The following is a 1,155-nucleotide window of genomic DNA, read 5'->3' as shown; positions in this document are numbered from 1 at the left end:
TTTTTAGGTGTGATTTAGGGGCGGTATCCTTAACTCGCCCTGGCCAGGGCCATTTTCTTCATATTTTGGCAAGCGGCCGCCAGCAGACACTGCATATTGACCTTATCCAGTCCACGGTAGCGACAGTAGCGATGCCCATGATGTTGTTTCGCGTCGGCGAAGCTGCGCTCTACCGTTTCAGCGCGTCGTCGGTATTGTTTCTTGCCCCATTCGCTGAGCCTGACCACATTGGCGCGTTCCACACTGGCTTGCCAGATATGTCTGGTCACAACTTTGGTGTGGTTTTGGCTTTGTGTGCATTGCGCTCGCACTGGGCAGTCTGTACAGCGCTTAGCATCTGAGTGATATTGACGATAGCCCTGACGGTTGGTGGTCTTGTACGCCAGCGTTTGGCCTTGCGGACAGGTGTAGGTATCCGTTTGCGCATCATAGGTAAAAAGACGTTTAGGATATTGCCCCGGCTTTTTGTTCGGACGCCTATATCCCATTACACCAATGAGCTGTCGCTGCTCCAGGTTGTGGCAAATGGCACTGGTGTTATACCCGGCATCCAGGCCGATGGCGATAGGGTTGACCGGAAAGCTGTCCAACACCCGGTCTAGGCGGGCGATGATGGGCTGGCTGTCATGCACATTGCCGGCGGTGGCGTGAGTATCAACGATGATGCCATGGCGGCCATCGACGATACGGTGGTCTAAATAGAAAAAGCCTTTGGGCTTCTCGTCCCGCACCATATAACCGCTGTCGGGGTCGGTACGGCTGACTTTGGTGGGCTTGGTGCAAACCGCCTCTGGCTTACACCTCAGGGGCTTTTTTCCTTCGGCCTCCCGGTCTTTACTGATGGCCTCGGTGAGCTGTTCTAAATAGGCACTCGGCGTGACTTGCAAGTCTTGGATATCGAAACGCTTCTTGTTGGCGTTGGCCTTCAGGTGGGTGCTGTCGGCGAATAAGCTGTGCCCGCCTATTAAGCCTTGCTTCAAGGCTTGGCCAACAATGTTATCGAATATCGCCTGGTAAATATCGCTGTCTTTAAAGCGCTTAATGCGGTTCTGACTCAGCGTGGAGTGATGGATAACGTCTTCGGTCAGTCCCATCCCTAAGAACCAGCGATAGGCGACATTGACCTGGATTTCCTTAATGAGTCGTCGTTCACTG

General features: G+C 53.5%; 1 pseudogene. It reads right to left on the bottom strand.

What is annotated here, in order from left to right:
- Positions 1-44: 44 nt before the first annotated feature.
- Positions 45-1,155, bottom strand: a pseudogene (locus P2G88_RS19425) (IS1182 family transposase); the annotation flags it as partial.

This window comes from Aliiglaciecola sp. CAU 1673 (assembly GCF_029223185.1).
In the GTDB taxonomy this organism is placed as follows: domain Bacteria; phylum Pseudomonadota; class Gammaproteobacteria; order Enterobacterales; family Alteromonadaceae; genus Bowmanella.
Note: the sequence above shows the minus strand (reverse complement) of the source record. Positions and strands in the feature narration are given on the sequence as shown.